16 protein-coding genes are annotated in these 20,670 nt (G+C 59.5%); 15 read left to right on the top strand and 1 reads right to left on the bottom strand.

The window, feature by feature from the left end:
* The 8 genes from wecB to RPS27_RS27840 all read left to right on the top strand — a co-directional run bounded on the left by wecB (position 1) and on the right by RPS27_RS27840 (position 8,992).
* Positions 1-1,125, top strand: a complete 1,125-nt coding sequence (gene wecB, locus RPS27_RS27875; RefSeq protein ID WP_212068547.1) for a non-hydrolyzing UDP-N-acetylglucosamine 2-epimerase — start codon at positions 1-3, stop codon at positions 1,123-1,125.
* The gene (wecC, locus tag RPS27_RS27870) at positions 1,118-2,380 is read left to right on the top strand and encodes a UDP-N-acetyl-D-mannosamine dehydrogenase (protein ID WP_212068548.1); all 1,263 of its coding nucleotides are present in this window, start codon (positions 1,118-1,120) and stop codon (positions 2,378-2,380) included. The genes wecB and wecC overlap by 8 nt, the downstream gene beginning before the upstream one ends.
* Before the next feature lie 69 nt (positions 2,381-2,449).
* Complete coding sequence (locus RPS27_RS27865) at positions 2,450-3,511, top strand: Gfo/Idh/MocA family protein (RefSeq protein WP_212068549.1); 1,062 nt, start codon at positions 2,450-2,452, stop codon at positions 3,509-3,511.
* A 31-nt stretch (positions 3,512-3,542) separates the two neighbouring features.
* Positions 3,543-5,033: an oligosaccharide flippase family protein gene (locus tag RPS27_RS27860; RefSeq protein WP_313754727.1), complete on the top strand. Its 1,491-nt coding sequence runs from the start codon at positions 3,543-3,545 to the stop codon at positions 5,031-5,033.
* 31 nt (positions 5,034-5,064) lie between these two features.
* The gene (locus RPS27_RS27855) at positions 5,065-5,589 is read left to right on the top strand and encodes an acyltransferase (protein ID WP_313754726.1); all 525 of its coding nucleotides are present in this window, start codon (positions 5,065-5,067) and stop codon (positions 5,587-5,589) included.
* 90 nt (positions 5,590-5,679) lie between these two features.
* Complete coding sequence (locus RPS27_RS27850; RefSeq protein ID WP_212068564.1) at positions 5,680-6,858, top strand: DegT/DnrJ/EryC1/StrS family aminotransferase; 1,179 nt, start codon at positions 5,680-5,682, stop codon at positions 6,856-6,858.
* Positions 6,855-7,856, top strand: coding sequence for an NAD-dependent epimerase/dehydratase family protein (locus RPS27_RS27845; protein ID WP_194402577.1), 1,002 nt, complete (start codon positions 6,855-6,857; stop codon positions 7,854-7,856). Before RPS27_RS27850 ends, RPS27_RS27845 begins: the two co-directional genes overlap by 4 nt.
* Positions 7,796-8,992: a DegT/DnrJ/EryC1/StrS aminotransferase family protein gene (locus tag RPS27_RS27840; RefSeq protein ID WP_212068552.1), complete on the top strand. Its 1,197-nt coding sequence runs from the start codon at positions 7,796-7,798 to the stop codon at positions 8,990-8,992. The genes RPS27_RS27845 and RPS27_RS27840 overlap by 61 nt, the downstream gene beginning before the upstream one ends.
* 20 nt (positions 8,993-9,012) lie before the next feature.
* On the opposite strand, the gene RPS27_RS27835 is transcribed toward RPS27_RS27840, so the two are convergent.
* Positions 9,013-10,332 (bottom strand): glycosyltransferase family 4 protein, encoded by a 1,320-nt coding sequence (locus RPS27_RS27835; RefSeq protein ID WP_313754725.1) that lies wholly within the window; start codon positions 10,330-10,332, stop codon positions 9,013-9,015.
* 139 nt (positions 10,333-10,471) lie between these two features.
* Here RPS27_RS27835 and RPS27_RS27830 point away from each other — a divergent pair, with 139 nt between their 5' ends.
* From RPS27_RS27830 to RPS27_RS27800, 7 genes are all read left to right on the top strand, one after another.
* Positions 10,472-12,031, top strand: coding sequence for a class I SAM-dependent methyltransferase (locus RPS27_RS27830; protein WP_212068554.1), 1,560 nt, complete (start codon positions 10,472-10,474; stop codon positions 12,029-12,031).
* Between the two features lie 59 nt (positions 12,032-12,090).
* A complete protein-coding gene (locus RPS27_RS27825; protein WP_212068555.1) occupies positions 12,091-13,260 on the top strand; it encodes an acyltransferase family protein in 1,170 nt (389 codons plus the stop codon).
* A 68-nt stretch (positions 13,261-13,328) separates the two neighbouring features.
* Positions 13,329-14,333: a glycosyltransferase family 2 protein gene (locus RPS27_RS27820; protein ID WP_212068556.1), complete on the top strand. Its 1,005-nt coding sequence runs from the start codon at positions 13,329-13,331 to the stop codon at positions 14,331-14,333.
* A gap of 31 nt (positions 14,334-14,364) precedes the next feature.
* Positions 14,365-15,324: a right-handed parallel beta-helix repeat-containing protein gene (locus tag RPS27_RS27815; protein ID WP_212068557.1), complete on the top strand. Its 960-nt coding sequence runs from the start codon at positions 14,365-14,367 to the stop codon at positions 15,322-15,324.
* Positions 15,325-15,403: 79 nt separating this feature from the next.
* Positions 15,404-16,693, top strand: coding sequence for an O-antigen ligase family protein (locus tag RPS27_RS27810; protein WP_212068558.1), 1,290 nt, complete (start codon positions 15,404-15,406; stop codon positions 16,691-16,693).
* Positions 16,686-17,453 carry a methyltransferase domain-containing protein gene (locus RPS27_RS27805; protein WP_212068559.1) on the top strand — a complete coding sequence of 256 codons (768 nt, stop codon included), beginning with the start codon at positions 16,686-16,688 and terminating at the stop codon, positions 17,451-17,453. Before RPS27_RS27810 ends, RPS27_RS27805 begins: the two co-directional genes overlap by 8 nt.
* A gap of 757 nt (positions 17,454-18,210) precedes the next feature.
* Positions 18,211-20,661 carry an Ig-like domain-containing protein gene (locus RPS27_RS27800; protein ID WP_313754724.1) on the top strand — a complete coding sequence of 817 codons (2,451 nt, stop codon included), beginning with the start codon at positions 18,211-18,213 and terminating at the stop codon, positions 20,659-20,661.
* Positions 20,662-20,670 lie beyond the last annotated feature (9 nt).

The raw sequence follows: 20,670 nt of genomic DNA, 5'->3' as shown, positions 1-20,670 counted from the left end.
GTGCACAAGCATTTCTTTGTCCTCCTGGGGACTCGGCCCGAAGCGATCAAGCTCTTTCCGGTCATCAACCGGCTCAAGGCCGAGAATCGCAAGGACATTTCCTTGACGATCTGCGCGACGGCACAGCATCGACAGTTGCTTGACCAGGTACTCAAGCTCGCCAAAGTGGTTCCGGATTTTGATCTGAACGTCATGACGGCCAATCAGTCGCTGGATCATCTAACCTCACGGCTGCTCGCGGAAGTCGGTGAGCTCCTCGAGAAGGTGAAGCCTACCAGGGTTATCGTCCAAGGCGACACAGCGACTGCCATGGCTGGCGCACTTGCGTCCTATTACCACCGGATACCGGTCTCTCACATCGAGGCCGGACTGCGCAGTGGGGACATCTATTCTCCTTGGCCGGAGGAGGTGAACCGCAAGATTGTCGGCTCAATCGCCGATCAGCACTTTGCCCCAACAGAGCGCGCGGCGCGTGCGCTTCGCTCCGAAAACGTCTCGGACGATCAAATCCACGTCACCGGAAACACGGTGGTGGACGCCCTCATCCTCGCAAAAGCCATGGTCGAATCCGATCCGGGGCTCTCGGGCCGCTGGGACAGCATCAAGAAGCGCCACGGCAACCGGCGTATCATCCTGGTGACTTGCCACCGGCGGGAGAATTTCGGAGGCGGCGTCATCAACATCGTCAACGCCTTGGAAACCATCCTGCGCAGGGAAGACGTTGCCGTGGTGCTCCCCGTGCATCCGAATCCGAATGTCCGCGACCTGTTTGCGTCCCGGTTGTCGGATCACCCGAGGGTCGTTCTCATTTCCCCCCAGGAATACACGGATTTCGTGAGCCTTCTCTCGTTGTCGCATCTGGTCTTGACGGATTCAGGCGGCGTCCAGGAGGAGGCCCCCACTTTCGGGAAACCAGTCCTGGTGATGCGGGATACGACCGAGCGCCCTGAGGGGGTGGAAGCCGGAACGGCGCGTCTCGTCGGTGCGAACTACGACAAAATCGTTGCCGAGACATTTCGCCTGCTCGACGACGACGAGACTTATGCGGCCATGGCTCGTTCGCACAACCCATTCGGTGACGGGCACGCGAGCGAGCGTATCGTAAAGGTGCTTCTCAATGCCTGAGTTCCAGAAGATCAATGTCGTTGGACTCGGTTATATCGGGCTACCGACGGCGGCCCTCATTGCAAGCCGAGGAATGCTGGTGGTCGGGATCGACACCAATGAGCGCATCGTCGATACGGTTGCATCCGGAAGAATTCACATCGCCGAGCCCGATCTCGATGGTCTCGTTTCCAAGGTCGTGTCGAGCGGGGCCCTGACGACATCCACCAAGCCGCAGGCGGCCGACGTCTTCATCATCGCGGTGCCGACGCCGATCGATCGCGAGAACCGTCCGGACTTGTCGAGCGTGCATGCGGCGGTCGACCAAATCGTCGATATTCTTGCGCCAGGTAATCTCGTCATCCTCGAATCGACGTCGCCGATCGGGACTACCGAGGCAATCGCAAAGCGGATCATTGACCGCAGGCCCGATTTGCACATCGGAGTCAACGGCAAGGAAGACGGGGCGATTTACGTCGCCTACTGCCCGGAACGCGTGTTACCGGGGCGGATCCTCACCGAGCTCATCAACAATGACAGATGCATTGGGGGCATCACGCCAACTTGTACGCGTCTTGCTCAACGCTTCTACAAGATGTTCGTTCGCGGGGCCTGCGTCGGGACGACGGCGCGCACAGCCGAGTTGGTCAAGCTGACGGAAAACGCCTTCCGCGATACCAACATAGCCTTTGCGAACGAACTCTCGCTGATCTGCGACAGGTTCGACATCAATGTCTGGGAAGTGATCGATATCGCGAACCGCCACCCCCGCGTCAACGTCTTGCGGCCAGGACCGGGAGTGGGCGGGCACTGCATTGCAGTCGATCCCTGGTTCATCATCGACTCCGCGCCAGATCTCGCCCGGGTGATGCGAACCAGCCGCGAAGTCAACAACACCAAGACGCAGAAGATCATCGAACGTACCGAGGCGCTGATCGACGATCACCCCTATGCAAACATCGCCTGTTGTGGATTGACCTTCAAGGCCAATGTCGACGATTTGCGCGAAAGTCCCGCCATGGAAATAGCCACGCATCTCGCGGCAAAGTACGGAGAACGAGTCAAGGTCGTTGAGCCGAACCTTCGCCGTCTGCCGCCACAGTTGGCCGATCATCGTGTCGCCTTTGTGAACATCGATGAAGCGCTGCGCAGCTGCGAAATCGCAGTTCTCCTCGTCGACCACGACGAGTTTAAGATGGTACCCCTGTCAGAGCGTCGACATCTCGACGTCATAGACACGCGGGGCATTTGGCAGGACATGCCGGCACGGACGTAGCGACCGACTTGGTCTGATCGTCCGTGGCGGAAGGATTGAAGCGTATTCTCTGGGTGCATCGAGGTTAGCATGCGAGACAGTCAACTGGGAATCGGCGTCGTGGGCTACGGTTATTGGGGTCCCAATATCGTTCGCAATTTCGCGCTCAATCCCGCCACCCGCGTCGTCAGCGTGAGCGACCTGAGCTCAGGAAGGCTCGGCGCCGTAAAGCAGCTTTACCCGGCGGTGGAAACGACCAGTCGCTACGATGATTTGCTGAATGACACCAGCATCGACGCCATCGCTATCGCAACGCCGGTGCATACCCACTACGAGCTGGCACTCGCGGCGTTGAGAGCCGGAAAGCATGTGCTGGTCGAAAAGCCGCTTGCGACGAGCGCTGAGCTCGTCACGCGCTTGATCGAGGAGGCGGACCGGCGCGGATTGACGCTCATGGTCGATCACACCTTTCTCTATACGCCCGCGGTCCAGAGGATCCGAGAGCTCCTGCAGAGCCGGGAACTCGGCGACATCTACTACTACGACAGCACGCGCGCGAGTCTCGGGCTGTTTCAAAAGGACGTAAATGTGATCTGGGATCTGGCGGTGCACGATATCTCGATTATCCACCATATCCTCGATAAGGAACCGATCGCCGTCTCGGCAACCGGTTCGTGCCACGTCGTCGGCTCGCCAGAGAACATGGCGCACATCACTTTGTTCTTTGCCGACGCGTGCGTCGCTCACGTCAGCGTCAATTGGCTCTCACCCGTTAAGGTGCGTCAAACGTTCATCGGCGGCAGCAGAAAGATGATTGTCTACGATGATCTCGAGCCGACCGAGAAGATCAAGGTCTATGACAAGGGCATCACACTCGATGGTCCTCCCGAGGATGCGCATCAATTCCGGATCGGGTACCGCGCCGGCGACATGTGGGCTCCGCATATTGCGCCAACGGAAGCGCTGCAGACGGAGGTGGAGCATTTTGTGGATTGCGTGCGCACCGGCGGTCAGCCGATTTCCAGTGGTATCTCCGGGCTCCGCGTGATCGAAGTCCTGGAAGCGGCATCGTGCTCGATCGCAAAGCAGGGGGCGCCGGTATTGCTGCGAGAGCCCTATGGGATCTGGCAGCGCCCAAGAGCGATAGCATGAGGCGTGCGGCGACCTAGCGGACCCAGTCGACATGGCAGACAGTGCAACGAGGTCCGTGCAGCGCTCGATCCTGTTCTCCGCGCTCGACCGTTACACCGGCCTGCTGGTGGTCTTTTTCGCGACCGCCGTGCTGGCCCGTTTGCTGTCGCCGGAGGAGTTTGGCATCTATGCCGTGGTGAACGCGATCACATCCATCATTGCCGCCTGCTTCCAGGAGTTTGCAGGCGCAAGCTATTTGATTCAGAAACGCGAGTTGTCGCGGGCAAGCGTGCAGACCACGTTCACGATTACCCTCATGATCTCGGTGGCCACCGCCTTCGTTCTGTTCGTGTTTGCGCAGCCCATCTCACGTCTCTTCGAGCTGGACCGCCTCCGCTACGGTATCGAAATTGCCGCCCTTAACTTTCTATTGCTGCCGTTTTCTGGAACCATGGCCGCCTTGTTCCGTCGCGAGATGCAATTTGGAACACTCGCAATCTGCAACTTTGTGGCAGGTGCGACGATCGCGGTCGTTTCGGTCGCTCTCGCGATGGCCCAATTCAGCTACATGGCCCCGCTCTGGGGAGCGGTGGCCGGCAACGCCGTGCTGGCCGTGATGCTGCTCATCTTGCGGAACGACTTTGGCGCAATGCGTCCGTCCTTGGTGGACTGCCGGGAGATCGTCGGGTTCGGCCTCTACTCGGGCGCGGTGAGTGTTGTAAACGTGTTCTATGGCTTGGCACCGCAGCTGTTTCTGGCAAGAGTGCTCGACTTCACGGCCGTCGGACTCTACAGCCGAGCAACCGCATCGACGCAAATATTCGACAAGCTGGTCACGCAAGTCATAAGTCCGGTCGTGATGCCCGCGGTTGTCGCGCGACATAAGGCTGGGGGCGATCTCAAGGCTGGCTATCTGGAGGCCATTCAGATGCTCTCCGCCGTGCAGTGGCCGTTCTTGGCGTTTATGGCGATCATGGCCCGGCCAATCATTCTGATCTGGCTCGGTCCGAACTGGCTGGAGATCGTCCCGCTCGTGCAGCTGCTCTGCATTGGCAACCTCGCACTTTTTGCCGCCTGCCTGACCTATCCGGTCTTTGTTGCGCTCGGAAGGGTGCAGGATGCGCTGATCTCATCCCTGATTTCGTTGCCCCCCTCGCTTCTGGTCATCTTCGGCGCATCATTTCTGGGCGTGCACGCCGTTGCGGCGTCCGCGCTAGTGACCTTGCCGTTTCAAGCTGCGGTGGCGTTTCATTTTCTTAGGCGGCACCTTCGTATTCGGCCCGGCGAATTGGTACGCAGCCTCTTCAGAAGCGGAGCTGTAACGGCTCTCGTGATTGGTGGTGTATCGATCTGTGCCGCACTGACGGACATGCAAAGACTTTCGTCGCTTGCGGGCCTGGGATTAGCCTTTGTTGTCGCCCTGCTTTGTTGGTGGCTGGGGCTAACGGTGACCGGGCACCCCCTTTTGCATCAGGTTCGCTATGCCGCAACCGGCCTAGCGAGAAGGGCGCCGGGGCTATGGCGTCCGCGGACGGCGCCATAGCGGCTTCGGCCAAATCATTCGGAGTTCGGACATGCCCATCAAAGACGACGTTGTACTTGGTCGCGATGTTCGCATTCTTCATCCGGAGCTGGTCAATCTGTATGGCTGCATTGTTGGTGACGAGAGCAGGATCGGAACGTTCGTCGAGGTTCAGGCGGGAGCGAAGATAGGTGCGCGATGCAAGCTATCCTCGCACAGCTTCATCTGCGAGGGCGTAACGATCGAGGACGAGGTATTCATCGGCCATGGCGTGATGTTTACAAATGACAAGCATCCGAGGGCGACGGCGGTGGATGGCCGTCCTCAACAAGCCTCGGACTGGACGTTGCAGCGCACTCACGTCGGTCGGGGGGCTTCCATCGGTTCCAACGCTACCATCTTATGTGGAGTGACAATCGGTGCGGGGGCGCTAATTGGCGCGGGGTCGGTTGTGACGAAGGACGTCCCCGCGGGTGCCACTGTTGCGGGGATTCCAGCTCGAATTATGTCTGCAGCCGAAAATAGCGCTCCTGCAGATCGTGCCTTCAGCAGCGAGGCCTCTAGAGTTACAAATTAAAGGCTATTTATTTTCTTAAAATATCTCTTGATTTAATATTATAATGCGAGCTAGCATTAAATATTGCCAGCCAAATCCAAGGTGTTCAATTTGATACCGTTCCTGGATCTGAAAGCCCAATATCGTCAAATCAAACCGGACATCGATGCCGCGGTGGCCAGAGTGGTCAGCAGCGGACACTTCGTGCTCGGTCCGGAGGTGACGGCCTTCGAGCACCGCTTTGCGGAATATTGCCGGACCTCGCATTGCCTTGCGGTCAATAGTGGGACGTCGGCGCTCCATCTTGCCCTGCTGGCCGCGGGCGTTGGACCGGGTGATGAAGTGATCACGGTCTCCATGACGTTCGTGGCAACCACCGCGGCCATTCTCTACAGCGGCGCCAAACCCGTCTTTGTCGACGTTGACCCGGTCACGTGGACGATGGATCCTGGTCTGATCGAGGCTGCGATAACACCGCGAACCAAGGCCATCCTGCCGGTTCATCTCCATGGGCTGATGGCCGAGATGGATTCCATAATGTCGATCGCGCGGCGTTATGGTCTGGTCGTCATCGAGGACGCCGCGCAGGCACACGGCGCCGAATACCGGGGGCGGCGTGCTGGTTCGATCGGGGATCTAGGGTGCTTCAGCTTTTATCCCGGTAAGAATCTCGGGGCCTTCGGTGAGGGCGGGGCGGTTGTAACTGATCAGCCTGAATTCGCTCGCCGCGTGTCACTGCTGCGGGACTGGGGACAAGAGGCGAAGTACGACCACGTCATCGCCGGATACAATTATCGCATGGATGAGATCCAGAGCGCGGTACTGAATGTCAAGATGGACTACATCGAGCGCTGGACCGAGGCCCGCCGCTCGCTGGCAGAACGATACAACGAACTGCTGTCTGAGCTCCCATTCGCGCGTCCTCAGCCGCCCCGGCACTCCCGCCACGTGTATCATGTCTATTCTGTCAGACTGCAACGGCGCGACGAAGCGCTGGCCATATTGCGGGACGCCGGCATCGGCGCAGGGATTCACTATCCTATCCCAGTGCATCTGCAAAAAGCCTATGCAGAACTCGGTTGTCGAGCCGGCGATCTGCCGGTAACTGAGAATCTTGCGAACGAATTTCTCTCCCTTCCCATCTATCCGGAGTTGCTGCCGGACGGGGCGGTTGCAGTTGTTTCCACTTTGAGGAACGCCGGAGCGTTGCGACCCACCCAGGCCGTCAGCGACCGATCGTTGCATTCACAAAACGTCTTAACGAGTTCCTGCAACAGGAGGGCGTCTTGATTGAGCTTAAGGGGAAGCGTGTTCTCGTCACCGGCGGAGCAGGATTCATCGGCTCCCACATTGTTGATCTGCTCTGCGATGAGGGGTGTATTGAGATCGTTGCCCTCGATAATATGGTAAGAGGCCGACCGGAAAATCTCCGGCGCGCGCTCGGACGCGGGCCGGTGAGACTGGTTCATGGCGACATACGCGATCGCAAGTTGATGGAAGCCTTGGTGAAGGCTGCTGACATCGTGTTTCACCAGGCCGCGCTGCGCATCACGCATTGCGCGGCGGAGCCGCGCCTGGCCAAGGAGGTCATGGTTGACGCCACCTATGATCTCCTTGAGCTGTGCATCAAGCACGACATCGAAAAGATCATCGCAGCGTCCTCGGCATCCGTCTATGGCATGGCAGAGGAGTTTCCGACAACCGAGCGGCAGAATCCGTACAACAACCGGACTCTCTATGGAGCAGCCAAGGCCTTCAACGAAGGCTTGCTGCGCGCCTTCAATGACGTTTGCGGCCTTGATTACGTGGCATTCCGGTATTTCAACGTCTATGGCAGCCGGATGGATATCCACGGACGGTATACCGAAGTCTTGATCCGCTGGATGGAGCGGCTAGAGGCTGGATTACCTCCCGTTATCTTTGGTGACGGCTGTCAGACCATGGATTTCGTTCACGTCCGCGATGTCGCGCGCGCCAACATCCTAGCCGCCCGGGCGAAGATTAGCGATGAGGTCTTCAACGTCGGAAGTGGTACTGAAACCAGCCTGACGGAATTGGCTACTGTGCTTGCGTCGGTGATGGGACGCCGCGGCTTGACACCCGAATTCGCACCTGAGCGCTCGGTCAATCCGGTGCCGCGACGGCTGGCATCGACGGGAAAAGCGGAGCGTCTGCTGGGGTTCCGCGCCACGGTCTCGCTCGAGCAGGGGCTCGCCGACCTCGTGAAATGGTGGCGATCAGAACGCGATGTCGCTTCGGACCGTCAGCGGCAGGCAGCGGCATCGTGATCCCGATCGCTATGCCGCTGCTCGCGGACGAAGAGGCCGATGCCGCGCGCGCCGTCGTGCTGTCGGGCTGGGTCTCGCAAGGTCCGCAGGTAGCTGCGTTTGAGGAGGAGTTCGCCGCACTTGTCGGGGCCCAGCACGCCTGCGCGGTTGCGAATTGCACGACTGCCCTGCAGCTCGCCTTGGCCGCGCTGGGCGTCGGCAGGGGGGATGAGGTGATCACGGTCAGCCATTCCTTCATAGCAACGGCGAACGTGATCCGATATCAGGGCGCCACCCCCGTCTTTGTCGACATCGAGCCCGAGACATATAACTTGGATTGCGATCGGCTGGCAGAAGCGATCACCGAGCGCACACGCGCGATCATCGCGGTCCATCAGATGGGCATGCCGTGCGACATGGCCGCGCTCGTGGCCGTGGCGCGTCGCCACGGGATCGCCCTGATCGAGGATGCGGCCTGTGCCGCGGGATCGCAGATCTGCATGAACGGGCAATGGGAAGCGATCGGCAAGCCGCATGGAGACATTGCCTGCTTCTCCTTTCATCCACGAAAGGTGATCACAACAGGTGAGGGGGGAATGCTCACCACCTCCGATCCCGAGCTCGATCGCAAGTTCAGGCTGCTACGTCAACACGGGATGAGCGTCCCGGATATCGTGCGTCACGGCTCGCAGCGTGTCATTTTCGAAGAGTACGTCCTCGTCGGCTACAACTATCGAATGACGGATATGCAGGCCGCGATCGGGCGCAAGCAGCTGGAGCGGCTTCCGCAACTGATTGCGCGCCGGCGCGCGCTGGCATCGCGTTACGATCAATTGATTGGGAATATAGAGGGGCTGCGGTTGCCGTTCGAACCGGAGTGGGCGCGATCGAATTGGCAGAGCTACTGTGTACGCTTGCCCGATCGCTTGGATCAGCGGGCAACGATGCAATCGCTGCTCGACCAGGGCATCGCTACGCGGAGGGGCATCATGTGCTCGCATCGCGAGCCGGCCTACGCGGAGGCGAAGCCGCGCCATGATCTACGACAATCCGAGCTTGCCCAGGATCACGCGATCCTGCTTCCACTTTATGCGCAGATGGGCTCAGCGGACCAGGAGCGTATCGCCGACGCGGTCAAGAATGAACTTGCCCGTTGAACCTGGGCCATTGCGGCCGGTCAGGAATCGGTTTGCCGGGATACCTCACTTGCCGGATCCGGCGCGACTCTGACTGAACAAGGGGTGATCGCTCCTGCGGACAGCACCTGGGAGATTCGCGCCCGATCATTATCGTCCTCCGCGGAAGCCAAACCCATCCAACGCTGATATTTTCGCTGTATCTTATAGCGGGCAAGGCTGGCAGCACATCGACCGGCATCCGTCAGTCGGCGCCCGCGCGCACTCTTGCCGCGCAGTGCGCGCAGATAGGTTTGCTCTATCGTCCTCGCCGCGTGTGCCAGGCTGAAGCGATTCTCCACCAGTCGTCGGCCGAAACTGCCAAGCTCCTGCCGAAGGGACGTTGAGACGAGAACGACCTCAAGAGCCGACCGAAGTGCATCGGGGCCGGCACCACGCGAGCCTTTTCCCAGCCCATACCAACCCTGCTGCAGGAATGTCGGCGCACTCTCAGGCGTCAACAGCTCACTGAACCCGTCCTCGCCAATGACCACTAGCGGCTTGCCAAAAGCCATGCCGCGCAGCGCCGAACCACCTTGGCCGATAATGACATCCGCGGCAGCATAGCCGGGCCGAGGATCGGACATCTCGCCCACCAGTATGACGGCGGTCCGGCCGAGTAGCACATTTATTCTGGCCGCCCGCGCTTCGACGGTCGGGCGGGCCGGTCCATCGCCTATGATCAATAACCGCACCGTACGACCATCGAGGCCCATTGCTCCGACGGCATCACACGCCGAGAGCAGGCCCTCCAGTTTCAGGTTCGGCACCAGCCGGCAGACCATCGCAATGACGATCTCGTCAGGTCCGATATTCTGAGCGACGCGAAAACTCGTGCCATCGAGGAGGGGATGGTCAGATTTCGTATCCACTGGCGGCTCGAGCAGGGTGACATCTTGATGTCCTGCAGCGACGGCAGCGCGGCGGATCATCTCCGTGCCCACGGTCAGGGGAACACTGCGAGGTAGGAAAGAGGGAACGGACATCGACATGACCGTTCCCACCACGGCAGTTCGCGTCGATAGTCCAACGTTCAGAAAGGCCTCGACTATAGGGGGCCATTCGTGACCGTGCACCACGTCCACTCCGCCTTCGTTAACGATGTTGCGGAGCATCTGGCTGACACGCGGCGAGGGGCGGGCTCGATGCCGGGGAATTTCAATGTGTTCGAGGCCCGTCTCTCTTACTCTGTCCATAAGAGGCCCGGTCTCCGACGCCACAGTGACCTGATGGCCCAGGTCTCGAACCGCCTCGGCAAGCTGGACTGCGTTGAGCTGCGATCCACCCAGTTCCATGGAATGCGGATAGACCAGCACCTTCATGCGAGAGGTTCTCCGAGCGTCGCGCCATAATAATCCAAAATTAAATCACAATAATCTCGACCGATCCAATTTTATTATATACTCTGAGCTTATATTAAATTGGAAAATGGCTGGACGCCTCCACCGAGATCCCGGCGCAATGAACGAACATGCTGCCCAGCACATGACTAGCCCAACCAGCGGTACCGCGGTCCGCGTGCTGGTCGCGATTGCAAGCCATGGAACGTCGAATGACCGCTACCTCGAGCGGATCATTAGAGAGTACAGGTCGATGTCTTGCGCCATTGATATCGTGGTGTTGTCTAACATCGATAAGGGCCCGACGGCCGGGGCGGAATGCATTGTTGGCATGCCAACCAAGGACCCATGGTCCCTGCCGTTCGCACACAAGAAGCTCTTCGTGGAACGTCATAACCAGTACGATCTGTTCATCTATTCTGAAGACGATATTCTGATCACAGAGAAGAACATCCGTGCCTGGCTGGATGTAACGTCGGTTCTGCCTGAAGACGAAGTAGCCGGGTTTCTGCGGGTTGAATTCGCTGACGACGGCCAGCGCAACTACCCTGACATCCACGCTCACTTTCACTGGGATCCCTCATCGGTCAAATGGCGTGACGACTATATTCTGGCGCATTTTACCAACGAGCACGCCGCTTGCTTTGCTCTCACCCGGGAGCAGCTGGGCAAGGCGCTGCGTTCGGGCGGCTTCGACGTAGCTCCGCATCAGGGGAGGTATGATCTCGCCTGTTCGGCCGCCACGGATCCATACACCCAATGTGGTCTGAAGAAGCTGGTGCCAATCTCGCACCTGGACGATTTCACGGTCCATCACCTCACCAACCGGTATGTCGGCCGGATGGGGGTCGGACTGGACGAACTTGGCATGCAGAGGGAGATTCTGCTGGAGATCGCGCACGGCCGTCGCCTACCTTACTCGCTGCTTCCAACGGAGACGCGCCTTCGCCGCGCGAGTTTTTCCAAGAACTATTACGAACCCGAATCCGAGGAGTTGATCTCCCTCGTGCCGGTATCGGCGCGCAGCGTTCTTTCACTCGGTTGTGGCTCTGGCAGAACAGAAAGGCGGCTGCAAGCGCGAGGTCTGCATGTCGCGGCGATCCCTCTGGATCCGGTCATTGCGGCTGGGCCCGCCAGGGACGGGATTGAGATGATCTACGCCGATCTGGATAGCATCGATTCCGATCGCAGCGCCTTCGATTGCATCCTCTGCCTCAACCTGTTGCATCTGGCTCCGGATCCACGAAAGCTGCTTCGGAAGCTGCAGACGTTCATGCACGAGCAGTCGATAGCAGTGATCCAGATGCCCAATACGATGTCCCCCAGGGGCATTCGTTCTTATCTCGGAGCGGGTCTCCAATCCGGGCGGCGCAGCGGCTACGACGCTGCCGGCGCTCATTTTGCTTCGGCGCGCGGGCTGGCGAGGTGGTGCACAGACGCGGGGTTGCGAATTGAGAAGATGTTCGGAATTCCAGCGGATCGTGACGATGGATTGTTCGGCATGACCTCTAGGCTGAGTACCTTCGCACCGGAATTCGTTTCGCTTGGCCTTGCGGCTTCGATCGTCGTCACCGCCTCGGGCGGGATACCAAATGACGACGAGATGGCCGTATTTGCTGGCCTCCAGGATCAGAAGGCCGAGGTGGAGGGTCACCATTTCGGCCAAAATGGACCGATCTAGTGCAGCTTAACATTGAATGTATCCGATAAAATGACAGAAAATCGCGAAACGAGAAATCGATGATTCCGGTCAGGGCGACGACGATCGGTGATCGGCTGGCCGTCCTTTCGGCTCGAGGGCCGGGCTTTGATCAAATTCGACTTGCGGCCGCACTCGTGGTGGTCGGTCACCATGCTTGGTGGGGAGTGAACGACGTCCTTTATCGGTTCAGCGGTGGGTTCATCCAGCTTGGTTTATTTGCAGTCATCATCTTCTTTTGCGTCAGCGGCTTCCTGCTGGCGCCTGGCCTGGCCCGATCCGGCGATCTCGTCCGGTTCGGCGTAAATAGGGCGTTGCGCATCCTGCCTGCACTGTTCGTCGTCGTCATCACGTCCATGTTCGTGCTTGGGCCAGCCCTGACGACTTATTCCCTGGCTGAATACTTCGGTAGCGCCGAGCTTTACCTGTATCTGAAGAACGTTCTTACCCTGATGTCTCACTACCTGCCCGGCGTGATGCGGCATGGACAGGAGGTGCAGGTCAATGGACCGCTATGGACGCTGAATGTCGAAGTCTGGTCATATGCGGTGCTGGCGGCGCTGAGCGTGGCCGGCTTTCTCCACCAACGTGTGCTGACGGTGATCAGTTTCGCTCTGGTCTATCTCGCCTATGTTGGGCTGGCGCTCTCGCCATCGCTGCGTGCCGCCTGTCCGCAACGGCTCTTGGATTTCATCGGCCTCTTCGTCTACTTTATCGCTGGTACGAACCTCTACCTCTACCGTCAAACTATCCCGTTCTCCGGAATCGGGGCCGCAGTCGCTTCGGGATTCGCGTTGATTGGTCTTGCGAGCGGGATGGGTGCGGTGGCGCTGCCGCTGTGTGTACCGTACGTCGTAGTCTATCTCGGGCTCTCCGAGGTCACCAGCCGGGTGCCACTTAAGCACGATCTGTCCTACGGGGTATACCTGATCCATTCACCGGTCATATTGGCATTCCTGACGGTATTTGATCTCGCAGCCGGCTGGCCGCTGGCCTTGCTAGCAGGATCGGTAACTCTCATTCTGGCGTATGCCTCCTGGCGATTTGTCGAAGCGCCGGCGCTGAAGCAAAAGGCGTCGGTTTCGCGTTGGGTGTCATCACACATTGCACGCCCGGGCAGCGGACGAGGCGTTGAGAGTGAGCCAGCCGCGGGCCGTCATGAGCAGAGTAACAGTCTGACAGGAACAATTGGGGCCGGCGCAGCGGAGTGAAATGACACCAGCACCGGATTTCAGGTCGAGGCGATAGCGCGACGAGCGGCGAGAGGAGCGAAGCTGCTATGTGCAACGCATACCATGATGACGAACGTCAGGGGTTGGATCGGCAGCTGGATCTCTCCATCATTGTCGTGAGCTACAATACCCGCGAGATGACGCTCGACTGTTTGGCATCGATCGCCGCGGAGACGGTGACGGTGAGCTACGAGGTGATCGTCGTCGACAACAACTCTTCCGACCAGTCGGCCGCCGCAATTGCCCGCCAGTTTCCTGAGGTCAAGCTCATTGCCCTAGACAGTAATGTCGGCTTTGCGCGCGCCAACAATCTGGCTGCAAAACAAGCGCGGGGCCGACGATTGCTGCTCCTCAATCCTGACACCATTATTCTCGATTGCGCGATAGATCGTCTATTGGAGTTCGCCGACGCGAACGCTTCCTTTCACGTCTGGGGCGGCCGCACTGTTTTTCCGGATGGCAGCCTCAACCGCACCTCTTGCTTTCGAAGAATCAGTCTGTGGAATTTGTTGTGCTTCGCGCTGGGGCTTACCTACTTCGGTCGTCGCAATCCGATTTTCAATTCCGAGGCCTATGGCGGTTGGGACCGAGATACCTCGCGGCATGTCGACATCGTTACGGGGTGTTTTCTGCTGATCGACCGGCCGCTGTGGGAGAGGCTAGGCGGGTTCGACCCCACCTTTTTCATGTACGGAGAGGAAGCGGACCTTTGCCATCGCGCACGATCGCTCGGTGCGCGGCCTGCGATCACGCCTGAGGCGACCATTGTCCACTATGGCGGAGCATCGGACGTCGTGCCCGTCGACAAGAGAGTGAAGGTGTTCAAGGGGAGAATTACCCTGATCAACCGCCACTTTGGCTGGCCCGCGCGGACGATTGGGCAGGCGTTGCACCTGATCGTGCCGCTCACACGCTGGTACGGCTACAGCATGGCAGCCGCGTTGGCGCGCAATGCGGAATGGCAGGAGAATGCGGTGTACTGGGAAGCCGTCTGGAGGCGTCGGCGAGAGTGGGTTGGCGGTTATGAGGTACGGAGAGCCGAACCGGCATGAGGGCGTGAGGCTGCGGCAGGTGGGAAGAACGATGAGATTCAATAGCGTAGCGGCACCGTGGCGGAGCTGGCGAGGAGCCGGAGAGCATGCGTTTGGACACAAGCGTGCTAGGAGCGAAATTGCGCTCTACGCTGCCCGTGTAGCCGCTGCGGTCGCAGCGCTCCAAATCCCGGCCGGTGTGGTAGCTGAACCGAATAACCCGTCAAAGCCGGCATTCGCCTCAGAATGGCCGGACGCAAGCAACACGGGGCCGCCTCGTGATCTCAAGCTGAAGCCATCGGGTCCGCTCACGATTGCCGTGGCCGGCACGACAATTTCGGGACTGGACATTCAGGGCGGCGTAACGGTCAACGCCGACAACGTGACGATCGAGACGTCCCGCATCTCGGCCAAAGCGTGGGCCGTCATCAAGATCGATCCGCATCGGACAGGAATTGTCGTCAGGGATTGCTCGATCGACGGTCTAGGTGCCGGTCCCGATGGCAATGGAAACCAGGGCATCATGGGACAGGGCACGTTCCAACGTAACAATATCTTCAATGTCGAGAATGGAATCGTGCTGACCGGAAAGGACAATCTGATCGAAGGCAATTTCATTCACGATCTCAATGCCGGCGGGGCACCACACTACGACGGTATCCAGATCGATGGCGGCATCTCGGACACGGTCATCCGGCACAACACGATCATCAATTCGCATGGCGCGGCTGGCGCCATCATGATCGACAATGAGTTTGGCCCGGTCTCCAATATTGTGATCGAAGGCAATCTACTCGCCGGCGGCAGCTATACGATCTATTCGGACGGGAAGTTCAACGACAATCCGATATCGAGTGTTTCGATCACTGACAATCACATCGGGTCCGGACAGTATGGGCCAACCTTGTTTCGCAGAAATCGCCCCACCTATCTCCGGAATGCGACTGACGGCTGGCACCTGGTCCGCAATCTGAACGTTGGCAAAGTCGCGGGGCAGGAGGCGATCAGATGAAGCGCCCGCATGTGGCTGGCCAACCGCATGGCCTGCCGGACCTGATGGGCTGCGTCAGCCCCTTCGGGGAGATCGCCTCATGAGCTATCCCAGCGATGCCTTCCTTGCGGGGCACGCGCGAATTCGCGCGACGGGGGCGGGGGTCCGGTCGACCTTTCCCCAACACATCAGTTGGGCCGTCCCACTCCTTCTCGTGGGCATCGTCTTGCCATCGGGGCTGCAGGTGCTGATTGCGGGCGCAAAGCTAACGCCGACCAGGATAGCCATCATACTCCTGCTGATGCCGGCGCTTGCGCAGTTATTGCAGCCCACTCGGCGGCTCCTGCTGTCGGACGGGTTGGCGGGGACGCTTGCGCTTGCCATGGTGGGAGCGGCCGCCTATGCCGCCGGACCTCAATCGGCGTTTTCCGCTGTTGCAGAGGCCCTCGACTTTGTCGGGGCTTATTTTGTCGCGCGAGCCTTCGTTCTGGAGCCGCCGGCGGTCCAGCAGTTCATTCGTCTGGTCAAGGCATTCACGGCGATTGCGATATGCGTTGCGGTAGCGGACGTGTTGACGGGGCATTGGGTCGTTCGCGAGATGGTGGCGACACTCATGCCGCAGCCTGATGCCATCGTGGACGACGGCACGTCGAGTGCAGATGGAGTGCGAGCGGGTCTGCGGCGCGCAATAGCGACATTCGACCATCCAATTCTCTATGGCGTGTTCTGTTCGCTGGCTGCGGCCATCGTGCTGTTCTCGACGACGAGCCCCATCAAGCGTCTGTCGTGGGCGTGTCTATGCTTCTTCGGCGGATTTCTGTCGCTATCTTCGGCCGCCGTCATGGGAATGGTCCTCGTCACGTCGAGCTACGTCTACGATCGGCTGTTGTGTCGCATCCCCTGGCGATGGCATCTCCTTTGGGCCGGGGCGGGCATGTTTCTGGTTGCCGTCACTTCTGTGACAAACAACCCTCTCAGCTGGCTGCTGTCCCACGCAACCCTGGAGCCTCAGACTGGATTCTATCGCCTCATGATCTGGGACGCAGTCTCTGCGCAGGTGTGGCAGTCGCCCTTGACCGGAGCGGGGTTCGTGACGTTCGGGTATTATCTGCTCGACCGAACCGTCGACAGCGTGTGGCTCGTCACGAGTCTGCATTACGGCGTACCGGTCACCATCCTCCTTATCGTCCTAAATCTCGCCGCGATGCTGCCTGTGCCCGGACTTCGTTCGACCGAGATTCAAAGGGGCTTTACGATCGCCTGCATGGTCTTCCTGTTCACAGGTTTGACGGTGCATTTCTGGAACTACATGTGGACGTTCTGGGGCGTTTGTATCGGAGTGCGTGCTTCGCTCAGGGAATGGCAGATGTTGGGAGTTCAAGATGAGTAATTTTGACGTGGCACCATCGTCGACTGGGAGCATCAAGGGACGGTTGCGCCCCTATGTCTGGTCATTGCGCAGCGGGCTACGGACGATCCGCTTCCTGTTCGGACGATTTGAGAGATCTTGTCCGGTATGCGGGTATCGCGGCCGCTTCTTTGCATACGCAAATCCGCTGGCATTGGGGATCAACTTCGATTCGCTCTGTCCGAACTGTCTGTCACACGAGCGGCACCGGTTGTTGGCGCTCTGCGACGCCGAGCAGAACTTGTTTGCGGGAAAGGATATTCTTCACTTCGCGCCTGAAACGGGAGTGACGAGGTATATAGAGGCGAGGAAGCCGCGCAGCTATCTCACCTGTGAATTCGGCGGTAGGGGCGCTGATCTCGACATCAACATCGAAAAGATCGATCTCGAGGATAACAGGTTCGATCTGATCATCTGCTGCCACATCCTGGAGCACGTGAACGATCGCCTGGCCATCCCCGAGCTATTCCGGATCCTGCGCAAGGGGGGCACCTTGGTCGCGATGATCCCGCTCATTGAAGGTTGGCAGGAGACGTTTGAGGATCGGTCGAGGCAGAGAACAGTAGAGGATCGGATCCTGTACTTCAATCAGCATGATCACGTCCGCTTCTTCGGTCGTGATTTCCGGCGCCGCCTGGAACGCGCGGGCTTCGTCGTTGATGAATACACCGCGGTCGAGCCGCAAGTTGCGCAATATGGGCTTATCCGGGGTGAGAAAGTATTTCTGTGCCGGAGGGCTTAGACGCCGGTAGCCCTTTGATGGTCGCCGGCGAAAACAATCCGGGGTTGGGCGGCAGCTCTTGCCGCCGACTCTCGTCCGAGCTGTTATTTGAGGTGGCTCCTTCTCAAGTTCTGCGCTCGAGCGAAGTCGAAGCGATCACACCCCATCATTGAAGTTCATTCACTGCGTCATCTTGGGCGTCGCCAATCACGACGACCATGTGCGGAGTATCGTGCTGCATCGACGATTCGCGCGCTCCATTTAATAATGCGCTAACACGTTTATTTACATCGTTGGTTTATTTAATGCGCGGCGGTCGATGAAATTGGTCTTCGCGCCTGCTCGTCAATCGTGCTCGTCGTCTCGATCGCTAGCTGGAACGATTTTTCTGTGAAGTGCACGACGGGGGTATTTTACGCCAATCTGATCGCCGCTAAAACGAAATCGCTTTTGATTCCCGTGGCGTAGATTTTCGCACCGCATTTCCGAAAACAAGAATCTGGCGGTGTTTGCGGCGAAATGACCTTGGCGGAGCCGTGGTCTTGTCAAAAAAAGGCCTTCTGCTGACGACCATTAACGCCGCGCAAGCACGTCGTTGGCGTATTTCGATCGCGATTAAATCGCGAGTGTAGATCCGCAATAAATTCTGACGGCGATTAACGGGGAATAATACACAAAAGACGGAGAGGCAATTTTGGCTACCACAACGAATGCATGGCCTGACGCAACGAACACCGGCGTGCCTGCGGGGGTAACGCTCACTCCTTCGGGAGACGTGGTGATTACGCAGGCAGGAGCGGTGGTTTCGGGACTCAACATCACCGGAAGCGTCTACATCAAGGCAGACAACGTGACGCTTGAGAACTGCAAGATCACGTCGGGCGGATGGGCCGGGGTGACCATCGATTCCGGAGTCACGGGCGCAGTCGTCCAGAATTGCACCATCGATGGTACCGGCCGGGCACCGGATGGCACGGGCAATCAGGGCATCATGGGGAGCGGCACATTCATCGGAAATAACATCTTCAACGTGGAGAATGGCATCGTTCCCGGGAGCAACTCCGTCATCCAGGGCAACTACATCCACGATCTCCAGGCAGGCGGGTCGCCTCACTATGACGGCATCCAGATCGATGGAGGCCTCTCCAACATTCAGATCACCGGCAATTCGATCATCAACCAGTGGGGGTGGACCTCGGCGGTCATGATCGACAACGACTTCGGGCCGGTCTCGAATGTCACAGTCACCAACAATCTGCTCACTGGTGGCGCCTATACTGTATACGCGGACTCCAATCTGGGCACCGCCTCGATCACCGGTGTGTCGTTCACCAACAATCACATTGGTGGCGCGCAGTACGGCGACGCGTTGATCCGCGGGAACAATTCGGTGTTCTCCGGGAATTATACGGACGGCGCGCAGCTGGCGTCGACGCTCAATACGTCGGCAAATAGCGGTACGACGACCTCACCGACAATGCCCCCCGCAACGCCTGAAGTCCCGGCAGCGCCGGGCATCGCATCCTGGTCACCCGATACGGGCAAGACTGGCGACGGCATCACGGATGCCAATCAGATCACTCTGCATGGCACCGCCGCGGCTGGCAGCACCGTGAAAGTCTATGACGGTTCGACGCAGATCGGTACGGCGACCGCGACTTCGGCCGGGAGCTGGGACTATATCACCAAGGTCTTGACCGATGCTAAGCACACGCTGACGGCGACCGCGACCAACTCGTCGGGTCAAACCAGCGCGGCATCGGCTGCGGTGGCGGTCACGGTCGACACCAAGGCGCCAGCTGCACCGACGATCGCGAGCGACACCGTCAACGCTGCCAACCAAGTCGTTCTGTCGGGGGCTGCCGAAGCGAACAGCGCGATCAAGGTGTTTGACGGAACGACCCAGGTCGGGACGGCGACAACCAACTCGAGCGGTGCGTGGAGCGTCACGACGTCTGCATTGTCGGCCGGTTCGCACGCCCTGACGGCGAAGGCGACCGACGTTGCCGGCAACGTCAGTGCCGCGTCGACGGCCGTGGATGCGGTCATTGGTTCTGGGACGACGGGCTCCACCGGCTCGGGCACGTCGGGCACGGGCACCACAGCGCCCGCCGCGCCGAAAATCGCCTCGTTCTCAAACGATACCGGCACTGCCGGTGATCACATCACGAGCGACAAGACGCTGACCCTGGCCGGGACTGCGGTTGCCAACAGCACGGTCAAGGTGCTCGACGGCGCCACCCAGCTCGGCACGGCCACGGCGGATGCCAATGGAGCGTGGCACTACACCACCGCCGCGCTGCCGGACGGCAAGCACAGCTTCACTGCGACCGACACGGTCTCTGGCGTCACCAGCAAGGCATCGACTGCGCTGGACGTGACGGTGGATACCGCTGCCCCCGATGCCCCGGTGCTGTTGAGCGATCCGACCACGCATAACCGCGCCACGGTCTCCGGGACGGCGGAAGCCGGCAGCTTGATCAAGCTCTACGAGGGCGCGACCCTGCTTGGTACGACGACCGTTGCAAGTGACGGTGACTGGAGCGTGACGACCCCGAATCTCAAGCACGGGTCACACACCTTCACCGCGACAGCGACCGACGCAGCCGGCAACACCAGCGCCTTGTCGCAGCCGATCGATCCGCCGATCGGCTCGCACAGCGGTGGCGGCACCTCGACGGTGGAAGTCACCAATGTACGCCAGCACTCGGATTACACCGCGACGATCAAGGGCACGGCCGATCCCAACAGCGAGATCAAGCTGTATGACGGCACGACCTCGGTCGGTTCGTCCACGACGGACGCCGACGGCAAGTGGAGCTTCCAGACCTCCGACCTGTCGGGTAAGTCCCACGCCTTTACCGCGGAGCAGGTCGACACCACAGACCACGTAGTCGGAACCAGCTCGGGCGCGGCGATGATCGGCTCGGGCCGCAGCGACACCCTGACTGGCACCACCGGTAACGATGTCATGGTTGGCAAAGCGGGGGCGGATACGTTCCAGTTCGCCTCGAACTTCGGCCAGGACGTTATCAAGGATTTCGCTGCCCGCGGACCTAGTCACGACACGATCGAGTTCAGCAAAAGCGTATTCGACAGTTTTGCGAGCGTTCTCTCCCATGCGGCCCAGTCAGGCCACGACGTCGTCATCGCGACGGGGAGCGACACCCTCACGCTGAAGAACGCGCAGCTCGACAAGCTGAACAGCCACGACTTCCACTTCGCGTAGGGGACGGCT

The organism is Bradyrhizobium sp. WYCCWR 12699 (assembly GCF_032144035.1).
GTDB lineage: Bacteria > Pseudomonadota > Alphaproteobacteria > Rhizobiales > Xanthobacteraceae > Bradyrhizobium.
The sequence above is the reverse complement of the archived record's forward strand: the minus strand, read 5'-3'. Positions and strand labels throughout refer to the sequence as shown.